15 protein-coding genes, 2 tRNA genes and 2 pseudogenes are annotated in these 21,407 nt (G+C 66.2%); 6 read left to right on the top strand and 13 right to left on the bottom strand.

Annotated features, from left to right (window positions below; genetic code table 11):
- Positions 1–27 precede the first annotated feature (27 nt).
- From QP164_RS15725 to xseA, 3 genes are read right to left on the bottom strand one after another with little or no spacing between them, the layout of a single operon-like run.
- Positions 28–876 carry a M23 family metallopeptidase gene (locus QP164_RS15725; protein WP_333923735.1) on the bottom strand — a complete coding sequence of 283 codons (849 nt, stop codon included), beginning with the start codon at positions 874–876 and terminating at the stop codon, positions 28–30.
- Positions 873–1,073, bottom strand: a complete 201-nt coding sequence (locus QP164_RS15720) for a DUF2093 domain-containing protein (protein WP_277984093.1) — start codon at positions 1,071–1,073, stop codon at positions 873–875. Before QP164_RS15720 ends, QP164_RS15725 begins: the two co-directional genes overlap by 4 nt.
- Before the next feature lie 14 nt (positions 1,074–1,087).
- Entirely contained in the window at positions 1,088–2,512 is a 1,425-nt protein-coding gene (xseA, locus tag QP164_RS15715; protein WP_333923734.1) for an exodeoxyribonuclease VII large subunit, read from the bottom strand.
- On the opposite strand from xseA, the pseudogene purD reads away from it, so the two are divergent.
- The 3 genes and pseudogenes from purD (at position 2,511) to QP164_RS15700 (ending at position 6,086) form a co-directional block, all read left to right on the top strand.
- Positions 2,511–3,775, top strand: a pseudogene (gene purD, locus QP164_RS15710) (phosphoribosylamine--glycine ligase). The gene xseA and the pseudogene purD sit on opposite strands and share 2 nt — an antisense overlap.
- A 192-nt stretch (positions 3,776–3,967) precedes the next feature.
- Entirely contained in the window at positions 3,968–4,762 is a 795-nt protein-coding gene (locus tag QP164_RS15705; RefSeq protein WP_277984090.1) for a hypothetical protein, read from the top strand.
- 175 nt (positions 4,763–4,937) lie between these two features.
- The gene (locus QP164_RS15700; RefSeq protein ID WP_333923733.1) at positions 4,938–6,086 is read left to right on the top strand and encodes an MlaA family lipoprotein; all 1,149 of its coding nucleotides are present in this window, start codon (positions 4,938–4,940) and stop codon (positions 6,084–6,086) included.
- A 500-nt stretch (positions 6,087–6,586) separates the two neighbouring features.
- Here QP164_RS15700 and QP164_RS15695 read toward each other — a convergent pair whose 3' ends face one another.
- Positions 6,587–7,942 carry a hemolysin family protein gene (locus QP164_RS15695; RefSeq protein ID WP_333924287.1) on the bottom strand — a complete coding sequence of 452 codons (1,356 nt, stop codon included), beginning with the start codon at positions 7,940–7,942 and terminating at the stop codon, positions 6,587–6,589.
- Between the two features lie 127 nt (positions 7,943–8,069).
- Between QP164_RS15695 and QP164_RS15690 the strand changes: the two genes are divergently transcribed.
- On the top strand, positions 8,070–8,744 hold the full coding sequence (locus QP164_RS15690) for an OmpA family protein (RefSeq protein ID WP_333923732.1): 675 nt from the start codon (positions 8,070–8,072) through the stop codon (positions 8,742–8,744).
- A 47-nt stretch (positions 8,745–8,791) separates the two neighbouring features.
- Here the strand turns inward: QP164_RS15690 and QP164_RS15685 are convergent, their stop codons facing one another.
- The 7 genes from QP164_RS15685 to QP164_RS15655 form a co-directional block, all read right to left on the bottom strand.
- On the bottom strand, positions 8,792–9,139 hold the full coding sequence (locus tag QP164_RS15685; protein WP_333923731.1) for a tRNA-binding protein: 348 nt from the start codon (positions 9,137–9,139) through the stop codon (positions 8,792–8,794).
- On the bottom strand, positions 9,126–9,800 hold the full coding sequence (locus QP164_RS15680; RefSeq protein WP_056054264.1) for a glutathione S-transferase family protein: 675 nt from the start codon (positions 9,798–9,800) through the stop codon (positions 9,126–9,128). The genes QP164_RS15685 and QP164_RS15680 overlap by 14 nt, the downstream gene beginning before the upstream one ends.
- 283 nt (positions 9,801–10,083) lie before the next feature.
- Positions 10,084–14,616: a glutamate synthase large subunit gene (gene gltB / locus QP164_RS15675; protein ID WP_435368385.1), complete on the bottom strand. Its 4,533-nt coding sequence runs from the start codon at positions 14,614–14,616 to the stop codon at positions 10,084–10,086.
- A gap of 11 nt (positions 14,617–14,627) precedes the next feature.
- Complete coding sequence (locus tag QP164_RS15670) at positions 14,628–15,209, bottom strand: DUF2059 domain-containing protein (RefSeq protein WP_333923730.1); 582 nt, start codon at positions 15,207–15,209, stop codon at positions 14,628–14,630.
- Entirely contained in the window at positions 15,206–16,648 is a 1,443-nt protein-coding gene (locus QP164_RS15665) for an NAD(P)-dependent oxidoreductase (protein WP_333923729.1), read from the bottom strand. Before QP164_RS15665 ends, QP164_RS15670 begins: the two co-directional genes overlap by 4 nt.
- Positions 16,649–16,799: 151 nt before the next feature.
- Positions 16,800–17,609 carry an undecaprenyl-diphosphate phosphatase gene (locus QP164_RS15660; RefSeq protein ID WP_056054252.1) on the bottom strand — a complete coding sequence of 270 codons (810 nt, stop codon included), beginning with the start codon at positions 17,607–17,609 and terminating at the stop codon, positions 16,800–16,802.
- Positions 17,610–17,669: 60 nt separating this feature from the next.
- A complete protein-coding gene (locus tag QP164_RS15655; RefSeq protein WP_333923728.1) occupies positions 17,670–18,623 on the bottom strand; it encodes a complex I NDUFA9 subunit family protein in 954 nt (317 codons plus the stop codon).
- A 113-nt stretch (positions 18,624–18,736) separates the two neighbouring features.
- Between QP164_RS15655 and QP164_RS15650 the strand changes: the two genes are divergently transcribed.
- Positions 18,737–18,823 (top strand) — tRNA-Leu (locus tag QP164_RS15650).
- A gap of 346 nt (positions 18,824–19,169) precedes the next feature.
- On the opposite strand, the pseudogene QP164_RS15645 reads toward QP164_RS15650, so the two are convergent.
- Positions 19,170–19,926, bottom strand: a pseudogene (locus QP164_RS15645) (DUF1134 domain-containing protein).
- Between the two features lie 238 nt (positions 19,927–20,164).
- Here QP164_RS15645 and QP164_RS15640 point away from each other — a divergent pair.
- Positions 20,165–20,257: transfer RNA gene (locus tag QP164_RS15640), tRNA-Ser, on the top strand.
- An 82-nt stretch (positions 20,258–20,339) separates the two neighbouring features.
- On the opposite strand, the gene QP164_RS15635 is transcribed toward QP164_RS15640, so the two are convergent.
- On the bottom strand, positions 20,340–21,347 hold the full coding sequence (locus tag QP164_RS15635; RefSeq protein ID WP_443027452.1) for a 5-(carboxyamino)imidazole ribonucleotide synthase: 1,008 nt from the start codon (positions 21,345–21,347) through the stop codon (positions 20,340–20,342).
- Between the last annotated feature and the right edge of the window lie 60 nt (positions 21,348–21,407).

The following is a 21,407-nucleotide window of genomic DNA, read 5'->3' as shown; positions in this document are numbered from 1 at the left end:
ATCCGCCGATCCCCCCGGCCTGCAACGCTAGCCGCCGGGCATCGGCCCGGCGAGCAGCAGCGGATCGAGCTTGGCGTCGTTCCAGCGCAGGCTCCAGTGGAGATGCGGGCCGGTCGCGCGGCCGGACATGCCGACCGCGCCGATCGGCTGGCCCCTGTTCACGCGATCGCCGACCTTCACGTCGATCCGCGACAGATGCAGGAACGCGCTGTTGAGACCCATGCCGTGGTCGAGCATCAGCAGGTTGCCCTCCAGCGTGAAGGGATGGTCGGCCGCGAAGATCACGACGCCGGCCGCCGGCGCGCGCACCACGGTCCCCGTCTCGCGCGCGATGTCGATCCCCGAATGATAGAATCCCGCCTCGCCGTTGCGGTAGATGCGCTGCGAGCCGAACAGCGTCGAGATCCGCCCTGTCACCGGCCACGCAAATGCCCCTCGCCAGCCATCGGAGGAGGCGGAAATCTTCCGTGCATCGACGATCTGCGCGAGCTCGCCAGGACGGATGCGCGCGAATTCTGCCTCGGGGACGGGATATTTGGGCAGGGTGGACAGCCGCGAGATGTCCCAGCTTCGGGGTGCGATCGTCAGCGATTGCTGGATCGTGCGACCGTCGGCAAGTGTCGCGCTCAGCATCGCTTGCGGGCCGGCGTCGCGGTCGAAGCCGGCGAGGAAGCGGCCGTCGGGGGCCAGCGCGATCGGCGTGCCGTTCAGCATGACGGTGCGCGTTCCGGCGGGGGCGGTCCCGAGGATCAGTCCGCCCTGGCTGAGCGTGCCGGTCCAGCGAAAGGGGCTCGCAGTTGCGGTAGTTGGCGGCGGCGCTTGCTGGGCGGTGGCGCTGGTCGCGGCCAGCAGGACGAGCACCGCCGCCCGGATCATCGCGGCGCCATCGCTTCGCTGGCAGACGCCGCGGTGGCGTAGGCTTCCTGGCGGGCGACGCTCCAATAGCGCAGGTCTTCCAGCGCGATGCGGTGGCCGGTGGTGGCGCAGGCGACGTGGTCACCGGGGCTGAGGACGCGGAATCCGTTTGCCATATAATGCAGGCGCGCGGCGCGGTCGGAGTTGGACATCAGCATTGCGAGGCTCTTCTTTACAGCAGGGTGGGCTGGCGCGGCGTCGCATCGGGCGCGGCCTTCGCCTTGGGAGCAGCATAGGTTTTGGCGGCGGGGCGCTCAAGGCCGGTGTCGGTGACCGCATCGACCACGCCGTCACGGAAGTGGAGCATCAGCGTCCCCGCGTCACGCGCCGACGTGGCGGAGGCAAGTGTCTCGCCGCCGGGTCGGGCGGTGACGCGGGCATAGCCACGGTCGAGGATCGCGTCAGGGTTGAGCGACTGGACGAGGCGCCACGTCGCATCGAGCTGCGCACGTTTCGCTTCGAGTTTGCGTTCGAGGGTCGCGGGACGAAGTGCTGCCCCCGAGCGATCGAGGCTGCCGCGCGCGAGGGTCAGGCGACGCTCCAGCCCGCGGTCGAGCCGCTGGCCGAAATCGTCCGCGCGCTGGCGCTGTGGCCCGAGCAGTTGGTCGCGCTTGGGCAGCAACCGTGCCAGCGCATCGAGCCGTTCGCGGCCGCGCTCGACATGGCGGCGCGCGCAGCGTTCGGTGCGGTTGCGGTGGCTATCGATCGTCAGCCGCAGGTCGGCGAGCACGGGCACCGCGATCTCGGCCGCCGCGGTCGGCGTCGGCGCGCGGAGATCGGCAGCGAAGTCGCACAAGGTCGTGTCGGTCTCGTGGCCGACCGCGGAGATGATCGGGATCGTGCAGGCGGCGACCGCACGCACGACGACCTCCTCGTTGAACGACCACAAATCCTCGACCGAGCCCCCGCCGCGCGCGACGATGACGAGATCGGGGCGCGGCACCGGACCGCCGGGGACAAGCGCGTCGAAACCGCGGACGGCGGCGGCGATCTCGGCGGCGGAACCCTCGCCCTGCACCTTGACCGGCCAGACGATGACGTGGGTCGGGCAGCGATCCTCGAGCCGGTGGAGGATGTCGCGGATCACTGCGCCGGTGCCCGAGGTGACGACGCCGATCACCTTCGGCATGAACGGCAGGCGTTTTTTGCGCGCGCCGTCGAACAGCCCTTCGCCTGCGAGCTTCGCCTTCAGCTTCTCCAGTAGCGCCATCAGCGCGCCGGCGCCCGCCAGCTCCATCCGCTCGATGACGATCTGGTATTTCGAGCGGCCGGGATAGGTGGTGAGCTTGCCGGTCGCGATCACCTCGATACCGTCCTGCGGGACGAAGGCGAGGCTCGACGCATTGCCCTTCCAGATGACGCCGTCGATCACCGCCTGGTCGTCCTTGAGCGACATGTAGCAATGCCCGGACGCGACGCGCTTCCAGCCCGAGATCTCGCCGCGCAGGCGGACATGGCCGAATTCGCCCTCGACCATCCGCTTCAGCTTGAACGCGAGTTCGCCGACCGACATGGCGAGTGCGTTGTCGCCGGCGACCGGCTCGGCTACCAGCCGCCCCATGTCGCTGGACACATCATCGGAAAAGGGATCGGGCATGAACGTCCTGCTGCTGGGCTCGGGGGTCGCGAACATGCGCTCGCGTGGAAGCTGGTGCAATCTCGCGGCCTCGATACGCTGTATGCCGCGCCGGGCAACCCCGGGATCGCACGCGTTGCGACGCTCGTGCCGCTGGATGCGACGGATCACGCGGCGGTTACGGCGTTTGTGCGCGAGCATGACGTCGGGCTGGTCGTGATCGGGCCGGAGGCGCCGCTGGTCGATGGGCTGGCCGATAGCTTGCGTGCCGCGGACATTCCGGTGTTCGGGCCTTCGAAGGCTGCCGCGCAACTGGAAGGGTCGAAGGGCTTCACCAAGGATCTGTGCCTGCGCGCCGGGATTCCGACCGCGGGCTATGTCCGTGTGAAAACGCGCGAAGAAGCGGATGCCGCGCTCGCCCGCACCTTCTCGCTGCCGGTCGTTATCAAGGCGGACGGTCTCGCCGCGGGCAAGGGCGTCGTCATCGCCTTCAGCGCGGCCGAAGCCGATGCCGCGCTCGACGCGCTGTTCGCCGACGGGGAAGCCGAGGCGGTGATCGAGGAGTTCCTCGAAGGCGAGGAGGCGAGCCTGTTCGTGCTGACCGACGGCGTGTCGCTGATGCCGTTCGGCTCCGCGCAGGATCACAAGCGCGTCGGCGAGGGCGATACCGGGCCGAACACCGGCGGGATGGGCGCGTACAGCCCTGCGCTCGTGCTGACGCCGGCGCTTGAGAAGCGCGCGATCGACGAGATCGTCGCGCCGACCGTGGCGGCTATGGCGGCGGAGGGCATGCCGTTCTCGGGCGTGCTGTACGCTGGGCTGATGCTGACGCCGCAGGGACCCAAGCTGATCGAATATAACGCCCGGTTTGGCGATCCCGAGACGCAGGTGCTGATGATGCGGTTCCAGGGCGACCTGCTCGCGACGATGCTGGCGACCGCGGAAGGGCGGCTCCGCGAGATGCCGGCGGCGAAGTTCAGCGACGAGACCGCGCTGACCGTGGTGATGGCAGCGGACGGCTATCCGGGGACGCCCAAGGCGGGCGGGTCGATCGTCGGACTGGATTCGGCACGGGCGGCGGGCGGCACGGTGTTCCATGCGGGCACGCGGCTCGAGGACGGCGGCCTGGTCGCATCTGGCGGGCGCGTGCTCGCGGTGACCGCGACCGGCGACGACGTCGCGACGGCGCAGGCGAGCGCCTACCGCGCGGTCGAGGCGATCGATTTCGCGGAAGGCTTCTACCGCCGCGACATCGGCTGGCGCGAGATCGCGCGCGGCGCGTAATCCAGTCCTTATCCTCCCCCGCCAGGGGGAGGTGGCTGGCGCTTGCCAGACGGAGGGGGAGGCAGGCGAAACCCCTGTTCCGTGACCTCCCCTCCGTCACCTGCGGTGCCCCCCCTGGCGGGGGAGGATCGGACATGACTAGCTAACCAATTACCTCTCGCCGCCTCCCCGCGTGACGCTACGAGTATGAGCATGAACGAAACTTCCGCGACTTCCGCCTCAGGTCTCAGCCTGCTGCCCGACGGCATCGCCACGCTGACCGCGATCCACTTCACGATCATCGCCGTGGTGGCGATCCTCGTCGTGATCGGCCTGATCTGGGGCATCCGGGCCAAGCGCAGCCGCACCAAGGCCACGCACGACGTGATCGCCAACGCCAAGGAAGCCGGCGTTCCCCCCGCGCCGATCGACGCTGAACCCGAAACGCGCACGGCCTCGCAGTCCCAGGTACAGGCGCAGACGGTCGCCCCGGTTACGCCGCCCCAGCCCCCGGTCCAGGCCCAGACCCCGATCCAGCCCCAACCCGAGCGCACGCCCGCGGTTCGTACTGCGCCTGCGCCGATCGCCGACACGCCCGACTCTGACCTAGCGCCAATACCCGATCGTCTGGCGGACGAACCGATCGCCGCCGCCGCGCCGCTGGACGCCAGCCCAGCAACCGAAATAGCGCCGCCGACACCCCTCGAACCCGCCCCGATCGCGCCAGCGCCCACACCCATCGAGTCGACACAGCCAACGCCATCCTATGCAGACGACCCCGTCACGCAATTGAAGGGACTCGGCCCGAAGGTCGCCGCGCAGCTCGGCGCGCTCGGCGTTGCAACGATCGGCCAAATGGCGGCGCTGTCGGAGAGCGAGGCGCAGCGGATCGACGCGCAACTCGGCAACTTCACCGGACGGATGGGACGCGATCGCTGGATCGAGCAGGCGCGGCTACTCGCGGCGGGCGACAAGGCCGGGTTCGAGGCGGTGTTCGGCAAGCTGTGAGCCAAGCGCTGGAACTAATGACAACGCATCGAAGGTGTGCCGCGGGCCTGATCAGCTAACCGCGACCCTCGGCGGAAATGACGATTGGCTCTATGCTCCACGCGCGCCGACGGGCATGTCGGGCGCGCCGCATCTCGATGTAGGAGAGCGGCGGATAACAGGGCGATGAGTGCACATGCTGGTAACGATGAGCGCAATGCTGTTGACGGCTGCCCCCGTTCACGTGACGGCCGCGCCGATATCGTTACCCGGCGATGCTGCGAGTGCGGCGCTACCCGGCGCGATGCTGTCGCCTTTCGCGAGTGACTTCCCGGCGGCCGCGTCGATAGCGGTTTCGCCGCTTGCCCTGACCGCATCGCTTCCTGCGTTCGAGATCCTCCCCCAGGGGCTGCCGACGCAGGACATTCCGCCGGTCGGCCCCGCTCCGTTGGGGACCCCTGCCCAACGGACTAGCAACGACATTCCCAAGGACATCGTCGTCACAGGCCGCAAGGAGACCGCGGGAGATCCGCTGCGCGCGGTCAACGCCGAGTCGTTCGCGGTGACGCAGAAGGTCGACGACGCCGTGATCGGGCCGGTCGCGCGAACCTACAAGAACAACGTGCCGAGCCCGATCCGGCGCGGCATCCACAATTTCCTCTACAATCTGCGCGAGCCGATCGTCTTCCTGAACTTCCTGCTCCAGTTCAAGCCGGGCAAGGCGGCGGAAACGGTCGGGCGGTTCGCGATCAACACGACGATCGGCGTCGCCGGCGTGCTCGACATGGCCAAGCGCAAGCCGTTCCATTTGCCGCGACGCTCGAACGGGTTTGCGAACACGCTCGGCTATTACGGAGTCAAGAACGGCCCGTTCCTGTTCCTGCCGATCGTCGGGCCGACGACGATCCGCGACCTGTTGGGCGGCGCGGTCGATCGCCTGATCCTGCCGGTCGGCGTCGGTCATCCGTTCACCAGCACGTCGTACACGGTGCCGGCGGGTATCCTCGGCGCGCTCGATCACAGGTCCGAGTTCGACCAGACGTTGAAGGATCTGCACGACAATTCGCCCGATCCGTACGCGGCGACGCGGTCGTTCTACCTGAACCGGCGGCAGGCGGAGATCGACCACCTCCACGGCCGCGTCGAGGGTGATCCTGCGGGCATGTCCGGGCCACCGCCAAGTGTCGTGCCGTTCGTACCGAGCGACCTGGAGCCGGGGCTAAGCCGGTTTCGGAAGTACCGGCGGAGAGTTCCAGCGCGCCTGCCGTTGGTGAACCCGGAGTTGACCCCGCGGTTGCGGCTCCAGCCGTCAACGCAAAGACCGAGGCCGAGATTCTGCCCGTAAACGAGAGCAGAGGCTTACCATCCCCTTTCTGTTCGTGCTGAGTAGATATCTGCGCGCGGACCAAGACCACGATATCGGCCGCCCTTCTCCGTTCGTGCTGAGTAGAGACCGAGTAGCTCCGTCAGGAGCGTATCGAGGGCTCGTATCGAAGCATGGGTTCCGAGCGCCCACCCATCCTTCGATACGCCGCTTCGACAAGCTCAGCAGCTACTCAGGACGAACGGAAGGGAATAAGGACGGTCTGCGAACCGAGCAGGCGGCGAGAAAACCATCAATCCGCCCCTCAGGTACCGTACTCCGTCACCACAAAAGCCCGTCACCCCAGCGTACGCTGGGGTTTTCCAATTGGGATCCGTCGCGCGCAAAACGGGGAGATCCCAGCTTTCGCTGGGATGACGGTTGTTAGGAAGTCTCGCCAGCCGGAGCGGAGCGGATCAGAAGTATCTGTACGCCGGTTTTGCATCTGAACTTCGCCCAAGCACCCACGCCCGGCGGAGTCCTCAGACTTCGCTCACCAGCAACTTGTCGATGCGCCGCCCATCCAGATCGACGATCTCGAACTTCCAGCCCTGCTCGACAAAGCTCTCGCCCTCACCCGGCAGATGGCGGAACACCGACAGCGCCAACCCCGCAACGGTGGCGTAATCACGATCTTCAGGCAGGTCGATGCCAAGGCGATCGGCGAGCGAATCCGCCGCCATCGTCCCCGCCACCAGCAACGAGCCATCGTCACGCACGACGACCGAAGGCGCATCGTCCGGATCCGAGTCCGACTTGAACTCGCCGGCGATCGCCGCGAGCAGATCCGCCGGCGTGACGATGCCTTCGAAATGTCCGTATTCGTCGTGGATCAGCGCCATTGGCACTTCGGCTTCGCGCAGCGCGAGCAGCGCGTCCATCGCGTCGATCTGGTCGATCACGACGGGCGCTTTCCGCATCAACGCGCGCAGGTCGATCGGCTCGCCGCGGAACAGCGCCGCGGCGATGTCGCGCGCCTGGACGACGCCCTTGACCGCGTCGATCGAACCTTCGCCCACCGGCAGCCGCGTGTGCTGCGATGCGAGCAGCGTCTCGCGGATCTCGTCGGGGCCCCAGTCGCAGTCGAGCCAGTCGATCTCGGTACGCGGCGTCATCACTTCGCGCACCGGGCGATCCGCGAGGCGGACGACGCCCGAGATGATCGAGCGCTCATGCTCCTCGATGATCCCAGACTTCGACGCCTCGGCGACGATCATGTGGAGCTCTTCGGCGGTGACGTGCTCTTCAGATTCACGGTTGAGGCGGAGCAGCTTGAAGATCAGCGCGCTGGTCGAATCGAGCACCAGCACGATTGGCGCGGTGCCGATCGCGAGCCAGCGCATCACCGGCGCCATGAACGACGCGATTGCCTCGGGCGCCCGCAGCGCGAACTGCTTGGGCACCAGCTCGCCGATGATCAGCGACGCGTAAGTGGTCAGACCGATGACGATCGCGAACCCGGCGGTCTCCGCGGTCGAGGCGGACAGCCCCCAGGCCTGCAACCGCGCCGCGGTCGGCATGCCCAGGCTGGAGCCGGAATAGGCACCCGCGAGGATGCCGATCAGCGTGATGCCGATCTGGACGGTCGAGAGGAACTTGCCCGGGTCGGCGGCGAGCACGAGTGCGGCGCGCGCGCCCTTCTTGCCTTGGCGCGCCATCGCCTCGAGCCGCGCTTTGCGTGCGGAGACGATCGCGAGTTCGCTCATCGCGAACACGCCGTTCAACGCGACGAGCGCGAGGATGATCGCGACGTCGATCCAGGGGAAGGGGGAAGCGGTGCCATTGGCTCGCCGCCTCTTTGCAGGACAACGGCCCGTCGCACAACCGTCCTTGCACATGCTCGACATTACGCCGCCAAGATGGTCAGGCTCGGTTCAGTGCGCAGGCGGAACAATCGTCGCGACACTGGGTTATCGGCCGTAACGGGCATAACGCCGTCCTCATCATGTCCCAGGGAGATTATCTATGAAAACCAAGATGTTCGCAGGCGCCGCACTGGCCGCACTGATCGCCACCAGCGGCTGCACCACCGATCCGGAGACCGGTCGCCAAACCATCTCGAAGACCGCCCTGGGCGGCATCGGCGGCGCACTCGGCGGCTATCTGCTCGGCGACGTCGTCGGTGGACGGCACGACCGGACCGAGAAGCTGCTCGGCGCCGGCATTGGCGGTCTCGCGGGTGCGGGCATCGGCGCATACATGGACAAGCAGGAGCGCGACCTGCGCGCGCGCACTGCCGGGACCGACGTGCAGGTGATCCGCCAGGGCGACGATCTGGTGCTCAACATCCCGTCGGGCATCACCTTCGCGTATGACAGCGCCAACGTGCAGCCGCAGTTCCAGCGGACGCTCGACCAGGTTGCGGACACGCTGTCGCAGTACAACCAGACGTACATCGACGTGTACGGCCATACCGATTCGACCGGCAGCGACGCGTATAACCAGACGCTGTCCGAGCGCCGCGCGCGGTCGGTCGCGGACTATCTGGCGGGCCACGGCGTGCAGACTGCGCGCATCGGTACGCGCGGCTACGGCGAAACGCAGCCGATCGCGTCGAACGACACCGATGCCGGGCGGGCCGCGAACCGTCGCGTCGAGGTGAAGATCGTGCCGATCACGCAGAACGACCTGCGTCAGTAAGCGCTGGGGTTCTGCGGATCCTCCCCCGCAAGGGGGAGGATTATTGTTTAGAATAGCCGGCCGCCGTTCGGGACTGGTCCGGTCGGCGTAATCAGCACTACCTTGCCGTCCGCATCGGGGAATCCGAGCGTCAGGACTTCGGACATCATCGGGCCGATCTGGCGCGGCGGGAAGTTGACCACCGCGGCGACCTGACGGCCGACCAGAGTCTCCGGCGTATAATGCTCGGTGATCTGGGCGGACGAGCGCTTCACCCCGATCTCGTCGCCGAAATCGATGCGAAGTTTGATCGCGGGTTTACGCGCTTCGGGGAAGGGTTCGGCCTCGACGATCGTGCCGACGCGGATGTCGACCTTCTCGAAGTCAGCGAACGCGATCTGCTCAGAAATCGACATTGTCGTAGTGCGCCGGGGGTGAGATCAGCTCCATCCGTTCGGACAGCAGCGGGCGAAAGCTCGGGCGGCTCTTGAAGCCGCGATACCAGCGTGCGGTCTGGTCGTGGCCCTTCCAGTCGATCCCGCCGAGATAATCGGTCACCGAAATTTGCGCGGCAGCCGCTAGATCAGCGAGGCTCATCGTCGCGCCGCCGAGCCAGTTCCGGTGATCGAGCAGGTAATCCATATAGTCGAGATGCCCGACAGCTGCCTTCATCGCCTCGCGCAGGCCCTTCGCGTCGGGCGCGGTGCGGTGCGCGAGGCGCTTGACCATGCGTTCGTGGAGCAGGGGGCCGGTGACGTCGCGGTAGAAATGCGTGTCGAACCACGTGACCAGCCGGCGGATCTCGGCGCGGTTGGTCGCGGTGCCGTTGATCATCGCCGCCTTCTCGACGGTTTCCTCGAAGAATTCGCAGATCGCCATCGAATCGATCAGCGGCGCGACGCCGCGCGACGCGTCGACCATCACCGGGGTCTGGCCGGCGGGGTTCATGTCCATGAACTCGTCGCGGCGATCCCAGGGCGATTCGCGCACCAGTTCGTAGCCGACCCCCTTCTCGCCCAGCAGCAGGCGCACCTTTCGCGAGAAGGGACACAGGGGGAATTGATAAAGCTGCCACATGCTCATCGTTTAGGCGGGGCGGGGCGTGTGTGTCACTAGCGCGGGTTGGGATTAACGCACGCGGTGCCCAAAGACTGTTTCCCCGCGAAGGCGGGGATCCAGACTGGGCTCCCGCCTTCGCGGGAGAACAAGAGGGCAGTCGGTAACTTCATCAGGAGGTACCACCCCGGCGGAGGCCGGGGCCCAATTGGAAAGGCCGCAGTAACGAAGCGCCGTTCTTCGTTAGTTACGTTCCCCAACTGGTCCCCGGCCTTCGCCGGGGTGGTGTTTGTGTGGCGCCGCTCTACTCCGCCGCCACCAGTTCTGCGCTGTCATCCAGCGGGTGCGACAAGCGCGTCAGCATTTCTTTCGGGATGATCTGCCAGAAATGGGGAGCCACGCGGTCCCAATCTTCCAGCAGGCCTTTCGACCATTTGCTGTCGGTGTGGTCGGCATGATCGCGGACCAGGTCGAGCAAGACGTCGGCCCAGTGGAGTGACTTCACGCGATCCCAGGTGATGTTCTCCGGGTTGGCGCGCTTCGCGAACACGCCGTCGGGATCGTAGACGAACGCCATCCCGCCGGTCATGCCCGCGCCGAAGTTCGCGCCGACCGCGCCCAGCACCACGGCGATGCCGTTGGTCATGTACTCGCACCCGTTCGCACCGCAGCCCTCGACTACGACGCTCGCGCCCGAATTACGGACCGCGAAGCGCTCGCCCGCCTGCCCTGCCGCGAACAGCCGGCCCGATGTCGCACCATAGAGCACGGTGTTGCCGATGATCGTGTTGTCCTGCGACGCCAAAGGCGAACTCACCGCCGGGCGAACGATGATCGTGCCGCCGGACAACCCCTTGCCGACGTAATCGTTCGAATCGCCGAACACTTCCAAAGTGATGCCCTTGCACAGGAACGCGCCGAGCGACTGCCCCGCCGACCCGCGCAATCGGATCGTCACGTGGTTGTCCGCCAGCGTCGACATGCCGAACTTCCGCGTGATCTCGCTCGACAGTCGCGTGCCGACCGCGCGGTGCGTGTTGCGCACCGAATAGGTCAGCTGCATCTTCTCGCCGCGCGAGAACACTGCCGCCGCATCCTTGATGATCTGCGCGTCGAGGCTGTCGGGGACTTCATTGCGGAAGGTCGACAGGCTGAACCGGCGCTGTGAATCGTCCGCATCGACCTTGGCCAGGATCGGGTTGAGATCGAGATCGTCGAGATGCTCCGCGCCGCGGCTGACCTGCCGCAGCAGCTCGGTGCGGCCGATCACGTCGTCGAGGCTCTTCACGCCGAGCCGCGCGAGGATGTCACGCACCTCCTCGGCGATGAAGGTCATCAGGTTGATGACCTTCTCGGGCGTGCCAACGAACTTCTGGCGGAGCGCTTCGTTCTGCGTGCAGATGCCGACCGGGCACGTGTTCGAATGGCATTGCCGCACCATGATGCAGCCCATCGCGACCAGCGACAGCGTGCCGATCCCGAACTCTTCCGCGCCAAGGATCGCGGCGATGACGATGTCGCGCCCGGTCTTCAGCCCGCCATCGGTGCGCAGCCGCACGCGACCACGCAGGCCGTTGAGCGTCAGCACCTGATTGACCTCCGACAGGCCCATTTCCCACGGCGTGCCGGCATATTTGATCGACGTCTGCGGCGACGCGCCGGTGCCGCCGACGTGGCCGGCGATCAGGATCACGTCGGCATGCGCCTTCGCCACACCTGCCGCGACCGTGCCGATACCCGCCGACGAGACGAGCTTCACGCAGACGCGGGCGCGCGGGTTGATCTGCTTCAGGTCGTAGATGAGCTGCGCGAGATCCTCGATCGAGTAGATGTCGTGGTGCGGCGGTGGCGAGATCAGCGTCACGCCGGGCGTCGCATGGCGCAGCTTGGCGATGAACTCGGTGACCTTGAAGCCGGGCAACTGGCCGCCCTCGCCGGGCTTGGCGCCCTGCGCGACCTTGACCTCGATCTCCTCGCACGCGTTCAGATATTCCGCCGTCACGCCGAACCGGCCGGACGCGACCTGCTTGATCGACGAGTTGGCGTTGTCGCCGTTCGCGTAGGGCACGAAGCGCGACTTGTCCTCGCCGCCCTCGCCCGACACGGCCTTGGCGCCGATCCGGTTCATCGCGATCGCCAGCGTCTCGTGCGCCTCCGGTGACAGCGCGCCGAGCGACATGCCCGGCGTCACGAAGCGCTTGCGGATCTCGGTGATCGCCTCGACCTGGTCGACCGGCACGCCCTCCGCAGGGAAGTTGAACTGGAGCAGATCGCGCAGGTACACGGGCGGCAGGTCGGACACGCCGCGCGAGAATTGCAGGTAGCTCGTATAGCTGTCGGTCGCGACCGCGGTCTGGAGCAGATGCATCAGCTGCGCGGAATAGGCGTGTGTCTCGCCGGTATGGCGCTGGCGATAGAAGCCGCCGATCGGCAGCGTCGCGACCGCCGGGTCGAATGCGGCTTCGTGGCGGTCGGTCGCGTTGACGTGCAACGACGCATAACCCTCGCCGCTGATCTTCGCGGGCATGCCGGGGAACAGGTCGTTGACCAGGCTGCGTGACAGGCCGACCGCCTCGAAATTATAGCCGCCGCGGTACGACGAGATGACCGCGATGCCCATCTTCGACATGATCTTGAGCAGCCCCTCCTCGACCGCGACGCGGTGGCGGCGGAGGCATTCGGCGAGGTCGAGATCACCGAACAGCCCGCGCGACTGGCGATCGACGATCGCGGCTTCGGCGAGATAGGCGTTCACGGTGGTCGCGCCGACGCCGATCAGCACGGCGTAATAATGCGTGTCGAGGCACTCGGCCGAGCGGACGTTGATCGACGCATAGGAGCGCAGGCCGCGGCGAACGAGGTGCGTGTGGACGGCGGCGACCGCGAGCACGCCGGCGATACCGACGCGGTCCTCGCTGATCGCCTCGTCGGTGAGGAAGATCTCGCTCTTGCCCTGGCGAACGGCCTGCTCCGCCTCGTTGCGGATCCGCTGGATCGCCGCGCGGAGCTTCTCGGGGGCGCCGCCGACGTCGAACGTGCAGTCGATCTCGGCGACGGCATTACCGAAATGCGCCTTCAGCCGCGACCAATGCTCGCCCGTCAGCACCGGCGAATCGAGCACCAACACGCGCTCGCGCTGGTCGCGGACGTCGAGGATGTTGGCGAGATTGCCGAACCGCGTCTTGAGCGACATCACGTGGCGCTCGCGCAACGGGTCGATCGGCGGGTTGGTGACCTGTGAGAAGTTCTGGCGGAAGAACTGGCTGATCAGCCGCGGCTTGTCCGAGATGACCGCGAGCGGCGTGTCGTCGCCCATCGACCCGATCGCTTCCTTGGCGGATTCGACCATCGGCGACAGGATCAGTTCCATGTCCTCCATCGTCTGGCCCGCCGCGACCTGGCGGCGCGCGAGTTCGGCGCGATCATAGCGGACGATCGCGTCCTCGACCGAGGGCAGGTCGGCGAGCGTGTGGAATTCGCCGATCATCGCGGCATAATCCGCCTCGCCCGAGATACGATCCTTCACTTCGCGATCCTGGAGCAGGCGACCTTCGTCGAGGTCGACCGCGATCATCTCGCCCGGCCCGAGCCGACCCTTGGCGACGATCGTCGATTCGGGAACGACGACCATGCCGCTCTCGGAACCGACGATCAGCAAGCCGTCCGACGTTAGCGTGTAGCGGAGTGGACGTAGCGCGTTGCGGTCCATGCCCGCGACCGCCCAGCGACCATCGGTCATCGCCAGCGCGGCGGGGCCGTCCCACGGCTCCATCACGCTCGCGAGATACTGGTACATCGCGGTATGTTCAGGCGGCATGTCCGGGCTGGCGGCTTCGGGCACGAGCATCAGCTTGGCGGTCGGCGCATCGCGGCCCGAGCGGCAGATCGCCTCGAACACGGCGTCCAATGCGGCGGTGTCGGACGCGCCGGCGGGGATCACCGGCTTGATGTCCTCCGAATTGTCGCCGAACGCGAGGCTCGCCATCCGGATTTCGTGGCTGAGCATCCAGTTCTTGTTGCCGCGGATCGTGTTGATCTCGCCGTTGTGCGCGAGGCAGCGGAACGGTTGCGCCAGCCACCATTGCGGAAAGGTGTTGGTCGAATAACGCTGATGGAAGATCGCGACGCGGCTCTCGAAGCGCTGGTCGCACAGGTCCGGGTAGAAGACCGACAGCGATTCGGCGAGGAACAGCCCCTTGTAGATGATCGAGCGGCACGACAGCGAGCAGATGTAGAAACCCTGGATCTGCGCCGCGATCACGCGCTTCTCGATCCGGCGGCGGACGAGGTACAGCGTCTTCTCGAACTCGGCGGCGTCCTGCTCCTCGGGCAAGGGCCCGGCGATCATGATCTGCTCGATCTCGGGGCGCGTCGCCTGCGCCTTCTGGCCGATTACCGACACATCGACGGGCACCTGCCGCCAGCCATAGATGGTGTAGCCCGCCTCGATGATCGCGCTCTCGACGATCGTCCGGCAATCCTCCTGCGCGCCAAGATCGGTGCGCGGCAAGAAGATCATGCCGACGGCCAACCGGTTCGGGCGTACCTTGTGGCCAGAGGCAGCGACCGCATCGTCGAAGAAGCGCAGCGGCAGGTCGATATGCAGCCCCGCGCCATCGCCGGTCTTGCCATCCGCATCGACCGCGCCGCGGTGCCACACGGCCTTCAACGCATCGACCGCCGACTGCACGACACGCCGCGACGCACGGCCATCGGTGGCGGCGACGAGACCTACGCCGCACGCGTCGCCCTCGAATTCGGGGCGGTACATGCCGTGCTCGGCGAGACGGGCGCGTTCCGCGTCCATGTGGGCGGTGTCCATATGAGCGGTGTCCATCTTGGTCATCGTCACTTCTTCTTCGGTTCGAGCGCGGCGATCTGTTTGGCGAAGTCGGCCACGTTCGTCTGCACGCCGGTCATCGAGTTCGCCATCATCGCTCGCTGCCAAGCGCCGACATCGGGGTCGGCCATGATCGTGTAGGATTGCTGCATGTAGAGCCGGCCGGTCGGCGACTGGAAGAACGTCTTGATCTCGCGCATCTGGGCGACATCGAAGCGTCGCGCATAGGCACGCGCCATCGCGTCGGACATGCGAGGCAACCCGTCGCGCATCATCGTCATGGTTTGCGTCTGTTGGCGCGCCATGAACGTGTCGAACAGCGCCTTCACCCGTGGATCGCCGTTCATCGCCTTGGCGAAATCCGGGTTCTGCATCATGCCCTGTCGCAGATTGGCGAGCATCGGTGTCATCATGCTCTCGACCATCTGCGCGCGGGTCGCGGGCGGCATGAGAATGTCGAGCAGGTCGTGTGCCGCCGCGAGACGCGTCGGTTCGACCGCCGTCGTGGCCGCGGGAGCAGCCTGCGCGTGCGCTACCGACGAGAGAACCGCCGATGTCAGCAGCATCGCGCCAAGATACCGGCGCATCATGCTGCGACCTTCGCGTTGGCAGCCTTGGCCTTCAGCCATTTGTACATTGTCGCGGCGACGTCGCGGCCGTCGCGGATCGCCCAGACGACGAGGCTCGCGCCGCGGACGATGTCACCTGCTGCGAACACGCCGTCGAGCGAGGTCATCAGCGTCTTGCCATCGACCAGCACGGTGCCCCAGCGGCTCACGCCGAGTTCGGGAGTCGCGAACAGCGTCGGCAGGTCCTCGGCATCAAAGCCGAGCGCCTTGATCACCAGATCCGCATCGACCGAATAGTCGCCGGCGGGATCGGGTTCGGGTGCACGCCGGCCGCTTGCATCGGGCGCACCGAGACGCATCTTACGCACCTTGACGCTCGACACGGTGTCACCGCCATCGAAGCTCTGCGGGCCCGACAGCCAGACGAACTCGACGCCCTCCTCTTCGGCATTGGCGACTTCGCGCTGCGAACCGGGCATGTTGGCGCGGTCACGACGGTAGAGGCACTTCACCGACTTGGCGCCCTGGCGGATCGCGGTACGGACGCAGTCCATCGCGGTGTCGCCGCCGCCGATCACGACGACGTCCTTGCCCTCCGCGTTGAGGCTGCCGTCGTCGAATGCGGGGACGGCGTCGCCGAAGCCCTTGCGGTTCGAGGCGACGAGGAAGTCGAGCGCGGCGACCACGCCGTTCGATCCGCCGCCGGGCAGGTCCATCGCGCGTGCCTTGTACACGCCGGTCGCGATCAGGATCGCATCGTGACGCTGGCGGAGATCGTCGAGGCTCGCATCGTGACCGACCGCAAAGCCTTCGTGGAAGACGATACCGGCGGCCTTCAGTCGTTCGACGCGGCGCATGACGATCGGCTTTTCGAGCTTGAAGCCGGGGATGCCGTAGGTGAGCAATCCGCCCGCGCGGTCGTAGCGGTCATAGACGTGCACATCATAGCCATGCCCGCGCAGATATTCCGCCGCGGTCAGACCTGCCGGCCCCGCACCGATCACGCCGACCGACTGGCCGCGCGACTTGCCGGGGATCAGCGGTTCGACCCAGCCATTTTCCCAAGCGGTGTCGGTGATGAACTTCTCGACCGAGCCGATCGTGACCGCGCCGTGCCCGGTGAATTCGATGACGCAATTGCCTTCGCATAGCCGGTCCTGCGGGCATATGCGTCCGCAGATCTCGGGCATCGTCGAGGTCGCGTTGCTGAGCTCGTACGCCTCGCGCAGTCGCCCTTCCGCGGTCAGCCGGAGCCAGTCGGGGATGTGATTGTGCAGCGGGCAATGGACCGAACAATAGGGCACGCCGCACTGCGAACAGCGTCCGGCCTGCTCCTCGGCGGGCTCGACCGCGTATCGCTGCGCGATCTCGCGGAAATCTTCCTGTCGCTCGTCCGCGGTACGCTTGTCCGGGTAGGATTGCTCCCGCGCGACAAACTTTAGCATCGAATCGTTCGCCATACATGCCTCCGACAGCCGCGTTATTGCGCTGCGGAAGGCTTGTCACGGCTAAAACTGCATTTATGTAAGCATGTATGCCCTATAAAAGCTCAAACACCAGCTGATTTTCTGATAATCAATCGCATCAAACCTTATTAGGCCCGTTACGGTCTTACTTGCTCAGCAGCCAGATCAGCGCGGCGGAGCCGGCGACCACGCGGTACAATGCGAATGGCACGAACCCGTGCTTGGTGACGATCCCGACGAACCACTTCACCACCAGCAGCGCGACGACGAACGACACCGCAGCGCCGATCGCGATCGCACCCAGCCCGACACCGCCGCCGCTCGCGATCGCATCGCGGTTCTTCAACAGTTCGAGCGCGCTCGCCCCCAGCATCGTCGGGATCGCGAGGAAGAAGCTGAACTCCGCGGCGGTGCGCCGCTCGACACCCAGCGCCAGCGCGCCGAGGATGGTCGCGCCCGACCGGCTCACGCCCGGGATCATCGCCAGGCACTGCAAGAAGCCGATGCCGATCACCGTCTTCAACGGGATGTCCGCAACACCGCTGATGTCGCTGCGTGGCGCGAACCGCTCGACCGCGAGGATCGCGAAGCCGCCGACGATCAGCGCGATCGCGACGACCTCGGCGTTGCCGAGCAGCGCCTCGATATATTTATGCAACGCCAACCCGATCACCGCCGCCGGGATGAACGCGACCACAAGGTTGCGCAGGAACAGCCAGGATTTGGGCTCGCGGCGGATGAGCCCCATGCCAACCGCCCAGAACGTCCGCCAGTACAGCACGACGATCGCGAGGATCGCGCCGAGCTGGATGACGACGTTGAACACCTCCCAGCGCCCCGCGTCATAACCGAGCAACCGCGTCGCGAGGATCAGATGCCCGGTCGAGGAGACGGGCAGGAATTCGGTGATCCCCTCGACGATGCCGAGCAGGATGACGGTGAGAAGTTCGGTCAAGCGGAAGCTCCGGCGCGGTAGGTCAGGGTCGGTCGGTCAGCACGCTCTTAGCGCGAAAGATCAGGCCGTCCTCGTATCCGCACGCGTTTCGGCGCGACGACCGAACCGCCCGGCCTTGCGAAAACGCACCAGCCAGCCCGGCGCGACGGTCGACAGCGGCGTCGCCTCGATCCCGAACGCCGCCAGACCGTCGATTCCGGTGACGATGTTGTCGCTCTGCAACATCGTCCACTGGTCCTTGGTGATCGGCGCGCCCGGCAGGAAGCCAGCCTTGGCGATCAGCGCACCCGCAAAGTCGGGCAACTCGACGATCGAGGGATCGCGGCCGATCGTCTTTGCGATCCAGCGGATCAGATTGCCCATCGTGATGATGTCGGGGCCGCCGAGCTCGAAGGTCTTGCCGCCGAACGTCTCGGGATCGGACGCGGCTGCAACCACTGCATCAGCGACATTGCCGACGAACACGGGCTGGAACTTCGCACCCGCGCGCAGCACGGGAACGACCGGCGCCTTGGCGATCATCCCGGCGAAGCGGTTCACGAACTGGTCTTCCTGGCCGAACACGATCGACGGCCGCAGGATCGTCGCGTTGGGGAATGCCTCAAGCACCGCCGCCTCGCCCTGCCCCTTCGACTTGCCGTACGCCGACGCAGACTCCGGATCCGCGCCGATCGCCGACACATGCACCAGCGCGCCAACGCCAGCCTTCGCCGCAGCCTGCGCGACCGCCTGCGCACCAAGCGCCTGGATCCGCTGAAAATCGCCCGCCAGCACGCCGACCAGGTTCACCACCACGTCCGAGCCGTGCACCGCATGCGCGATCGTCTCGGGCTTGGTGACATCGGCACCGACGAACTGCGTCTGGCCGAGCCCACCGAGCGGTTTCAGGAAGAACGCTTGCCGCGGATCGCGCTGCGCGATGCGGACGCGTGCGCCCGTCGCTAGCAGCGCCTGTGCGACATAGCGGCCGACGAAACCGCCACCTCCGATCAGCGTCACCAGTTTGTCGTTCATCGCCCGTCCGTCCACTTTGTTTTGCCTGCTCATTCGCGAATAACCCCTTGCCCCAGCAAGAGGCGTGTTGACAAGCATCGCGACCCTCCCCTAGAGGCGCCCTCCTACCCCGTGCCCGGATGGCGGAATTGGTAGACGCACCAGCTTCAGGTGCTGGCGATCGCAAGGTCGTGGAGGTTCGAGTCCTCTTCCGGGCACCATTTTCCAAATGCGTTTGGAAAATTCAGATTTCGCGCTTAGCGCACCGTTTTTGATTGGCCTAAGTCTGCGACCAGATGGAATCCGAGCGGTTCACGTGACACTTACTGAACTCTTGGCGCTATCAGGTCGACGCGGCCGCATGAGATCGCCGCGCACCAGCCCTAATCTGTCCGATCTGCACCTCGCGAACTACTGACACGGCGCGCCGGGACCTGTTCAATACGGATATGCCTATTCGGTAACTCCCGAAAAAGGCGCCACCGTTAATCTGCAGATGCTCGATTCCGCCGGCGCCAACCACACTCTTTACGTTGCGGGTTTACGTTGCCGGCGATACCGACCGCATCAGAACGGCAGCCAACGGCTCTTGTGCGTGAGATTCATATACCCGACGTTCACGCCTGCGCGCCAGCCAACGCCTAGCCGGATCGGAATCAAGACGACGTTGCCACGGCGAAGGTAGGTCGCAGCGAACCCCCCACGAGATAGAGGCGTCCTTCGACCGCGGGAAACCGCTTGTAGAGCTCTTCCGTGTCATAAAGATTGTAGACGAGCACGAAGACCTTGTTGGCGTCGCCGCCGACATCGAAGCCCACCGAGGGCCCGGTCCAATAGACCGGCTGCTGGCCCTCGACCTTGTGGCTCATGATACCCGAGCCGTACCGCACGCCGAGAATGAACGCTCCCGAGGCCTCGCGCCCGGCGATATAAGCGTTGGGCTGACCTTGGTCCTTCAGTATCTTTTCAAGCAGCCCACCAAGTCCGGCCGCCCCTTTGCCGAACACGCCTTCACCGGCCGCCAGCAGATCATCGCGCTCGTAGGTGTCGGCGGCCTGCATCGTCGCTTCGGCGCGCGTTTCCGGGGCCTGCTGGCTAGCAGGCGGGGGAGGCGTAGGAGTAGGACCTGCCTGAACAGGGGCTCCACATAGGTCGGGCGCGACGGCTGCGTCGCCGCCTGGCCGCGTGATGGCGTGGAATATGCCTGCGCGGAAAGGTCGCCATCGATCGCCTGGTTTGGATCGATCGTGCGGACCTGCGCCGACACGGTGCCCCCACAGAGGGCCGCCGCTAAGGCGCCAAGGCCAAGCCAGAAGCTACGCATGTCGATCGATCCCCACACTATCAAGGCACCCTGCCAACGGTAGGTTAACCGACGCGTGCCTTGCCGTGCAATGAACGAGCGCCAAGTACGTGTCGAAATCGGGCGAAGTCGGGCCAATACGGGATGAGCGACGCGTTTGTCGCCCGCACCCACCAAACCGGCGGAATTCGCGCAAACCGCCATTACAGCCGTTGCTCAGTACGCCGACCCTCGCTATAGCCCCGCATCTGCTGCAGCCGGAGACGTGGGTGAGTGGCTGAAACCAGCGGTTTGCTAAACCGCCGTACCGGGTTTACTGGTACCGAGGGTTCGAATCCCTCCGTCTCCGCCACTTCTGTAATAAATTCTGCTTTTCCTTCGATAAGTCGCGCGGTGCGCCAAGGTGCCTATTGCTCCGCGGGCAGCATCAACCGTCAGCGAGTGATCCGCGTGACGTGGCCCATCTTACGCCCTGGCCGCGCGGTGCCCTTGCCATACAGATGCAGGTGGGCGCCGGACTCAGCCAGCAACGCTGCCCAGCGGTCCGCATCGTCGCCGATCAGGTTTTCCATCGTCGCCTCACGCCCCGTCAAGGTCGTCGCACCCAGCGGCAAGCCGCAGATCGCGCGAATGTGGTTTTCGAATTGCGAGCATTCGGCGCCTTCGATCGTCCAGTGGCCGGAATTGTGTACGCGGGGCGCCATCTCGTTGAACACCGGGCCGTCCGCACCGACGAAGAACTCGCACGCCAATATGCCGACATAGTCGAGTTCGGCCGCGATCCGCTGTGCCAGCGCTGCAGCTTCGTCGGCTTGGGCCAGCACGGCGGCGGGCGCGGGGACGGACGAGTGGCGGAGTATCGCGTCGCGGTGGACGTTGAGTGGCGAATCGTAGCGCGCGATGCTGCCGTCGAGGCCGCGGGCGATCAGGATCGAGAACTCGTGTTCGAACGGCACGAAAGCTTCCAGCACTGCCGGCCCGCCGATCGCGTCCCACGCGGCTTGCGCCGCGGCGGGCGTGTCGATCTTGACCTGACCCTTGCCGTCATAGCCGAAGCGCGCGGTCTTGAGGATGGCGGGGGTACCGATCGCCTTCAGGCCTGCCTGCAGGCTTTCGAGGCTGTCGACCGCAGCCCAAGGTGCCGGGCGGCCGCCGACGCTCTCCACGAAGCGTTTTTCGCCGATCCGCTCCTGAGCGACGCGGAGCGCGCGGGGGCTCGGGTGAACGGGGACGCGGTCTGCGAGCCATTCCACGGGCTCGACTGCGATATTCTCGAACTCGTAGGTGATGACGTCGCAGGCGTCGGCGAAGTCGGCGAGCACGATGCGGTTGTGATAGTCGGCGCGCGTCATGGTCGAGGCGGACTGTGCGGCGACGCTCTCCTGGTCGGGCGCGAGGACGTGCGTGTGATAGCCGAGTTGCGCCGCGGCGGTCGCGAGCATCCGGCCGAGCTGGCCTCCGCCAAGGATGCCGATGGTCGATCCGGGGGAAGCGGCGTCATT

The organism is Sphingomonas sp. LR59, assembly GCF_036855945.1.
Classification (GTDB): domain Bacteria; phylum Pseudomonadota; class Alphaproteobacteria; order Sphingomonadales; family Sphingomonadaceae; genus Sphingomonas.
The sequence above is the reverse complement of the archived record's forward strand: the minus strand, read 5'-3'. Positions and strand labels throughout refer to the sequence as shown.